Here is a 2340-nt window from a genome sequence, read left to right as displayed (position 1 = left end):
TGTTAGGTCAGTGGGGGCGAAATGTTAGGTCAGTGGGGGCGAAATGTTAGGTCAGTGGGGGCGAAATGTTAGGTGGTAATCAAGATATGCTTGACTTAATAAGTGGGGGTAAGTAGTATTAAAAATACCACCACATAATAGAAGAATAGTGATTTTAGATGGCTGTATCATTAAAGAAAATTAAAAATTTTGAGGAACATGACAAATCTCTTTTTCCTCTTGCAGCACCTGCCAAACGTTATCCAAAAGACTATGCTGTCTTTCAAAATATTTTCTGGCAATTGAAGCATGAGAAATCACCAAAAGACGATATTCTAAAATTGCTATTCTTTTTTAGCCCTAAAGTTCGGCTAGCATCAGATCCCGATGAAACAACAGAATTCACTGTAACAGCTAAAGAATATGCTGAATTGACGGGCTTAAAGCCAAGCAGTGCTTATGTAGCCTTAAACCGAGTAGTAGATGCTCTCTACGACCACAGTGTAGTTTTTTATCATCCTGGAAAAGATCGAGATATTCGAACAAGACTCATTAGTACATGCTCATACAAGGATGGATGTTTTTATATTTCTTTCACGCATTTTGCCCTATACATTATGTATGTTTTTAATAAACAAAATTCGTATACAAAATTTAAAGTTAAATCGGCTGTTGCCTTACATGGTCACGGTTTAAAACTTTACCCATTCTTGGTACAAAATGAATTTCGGTCTAATTTCGATGTATCCATCAAAGAATTAAAAAGTGCTTTAGGTCTGGCAGAAAATTCATACCCAGAATATAGAGATTTCAAAAGTACTATTCTTAAACCCCACATTGATGACATTAACTCTAAAACAGAACTTACTATTGAGTTTAAAGCAGTCAAGAAAGAAGGACGCAAAGCTAGTCATGTTAATTTTATAGTTAGAAAAAAGAAAACTATTGGAGCTAATCAACAAAGTGAAACTGGTAGTAACCAAGAGCAAAATAAAATAACTGCAAAAATGGTTTATTTAACGATAATTCAAAGTGAAGAATTGAGCTTGAGATTCAAAGAATCTGGTGAGACTACAGACGAATTAGTAGAAAGAATAAAAATTGATTTTAAAAATAACGAAGGTAATAGATGGATTGAAAAACTAGCAGAATTCAATATCGACTTTACTATTGAACAAAAAGTTTGAAAAATTGCTGCTATACCTAGAAAAGTACGATTTAATTCAAAATAAGATATATGTTCAGCTAAGATGTTCAGATGAACATCCTTAAACACGCGCTGAGGGATTACATTGAACAAAACAAAATTTAGCATAATGGACGCAAGTAAAGCTTTTAAAAAATCAAGAACAACAATCTATGAATCTATAAAAAGTGGTGAATTATCAAGAGATCATGATGGACTTATAGACTTATCGGAACTTATCAGAGTTTATGGCAATCCAGTCAGTGTTCAGTCCAGTACACGTACTGAACAAGTCCAGAAGGATGTACAGGTACACGTTCAGTCTGAAATTGAAAATGTATTAAAAGATCAAATTTCTTTACTCAAAAATCAGTTAGATTTAGCAAATCAAAGAGAAAAGTCTTTGATGCAACATATTGAAGATCTCACTCATAGAATTGAGTTTAAAGGCACGTTAGAACAGCCAAAACAAGAAAATACTAGTAAGCTAAATGAATCTACTAATCTAAATATAGCAACAGATCCTCGGCCAGAGATTGAGTCGAACTATGACGCATTGACTACTTTTGGGGAAGACAACAAGCGTATACCTATTCCTGAACACGTTGAACCGGAACCTAAAAAAAGGGGACTATTGGGCCGTTTAGCTCGGGCAGTTTTTACAGATGAGTAAGGTTTTATTGTTATTTTTAGCTAAACAAAAGTGTGGAACATTGCTTACTTATTAAGCGTGGAACGTGAACAATCACTAAAAAAGCCCAACTGAGTACGGTTGGGCTTTTCACATTAACATAAGGAATTGAAATTTAATGAGAAATGAAAAGCATTTCGTATAACGTGTATTATGTATTATTTTTTACAATTGAATAAAGAGACAATAAAATTTAACATTACACAACACTACATAGTATTTATAAAGAAACACAAATGCAGATTAAAAGTATCTCAAAAGTAAGTATTGTTACATTGATATCAATATCTATTATCGCATGTAGTAGTGGTGGACATCATTCCGCAGTAAACTCTACCCCTCCAATAAACAATGAACAAGCTGCTGCCATCGAAGCGAACCGTGTTGCTCTTGTGGCTAAAGCGAAAGCTGCTGGGCTTACTGATGCTCAAGCCGCTGCATATGCAGATGCCAATAAAGAAGCAACCTCTCAAAATGCTCAAAC

3 protein-coding genes are annotated in these 2340 nt (G+C 34.4%); all 3 read left to right on the top strand.

The features are described from left to right. Window positions 1-158 precede the first annotated feature (158 nt). Window positions 159-1166: a replication initiation protein gene (locus ACEO2X_RS13730; protein ID WP_371972154.1), complete on the top strand. Its 1008-nt coding sequence runs from the start codon at window positions 159-161 to the stop codon at window positions 1164-1166. A gap of 105 nt (window positions 1167-1271) precedes the next feature. Beyond that, window positions 1272-1838 (top strand): plasmid replication DNA-binding protein, encoded by a 567-nt coding sequence (locus ACEO2X_RS13725; protein WP_225531289.1) that lies wholly within the window; start codon window positions 1272-1274, stop codon window positions 1836-1838. Between the two features lie 254 nt (window positions 1839-2092). Then, window positions 2093-2340 (top strand): hypothetical protein (locus tag ACEO2X_RS13720; protein ID WP_371972153.1); only part of this gene is annotated, 248 nt, incomplete at its 3' end.

Source organism: Acinetobacter sp. AL9 (genome assembly GCF_041464035.1).
Classification (GTDB): Bacteria; Pseudomonadota; Gammaproteobacteria; order Pseudomonadales; family Moraxellaceae; genus Acinetobacter; species Acinetobacter towneri.
Note: the sequence above shows the minus strand (reverse complement) of the source record. Positions and strands in the feature narration are given on the sequence as shown.

Bases quoted from the DNA above. Each gene is read 5' to 3' on its own strand.
- ACEO2X_RS13730 (WP_371972154.1), top strand. From the start codon at position 159: ATGGCTGTATCATTAAAGAAAATTAAAAATTTTGAGGAACATGACAAA.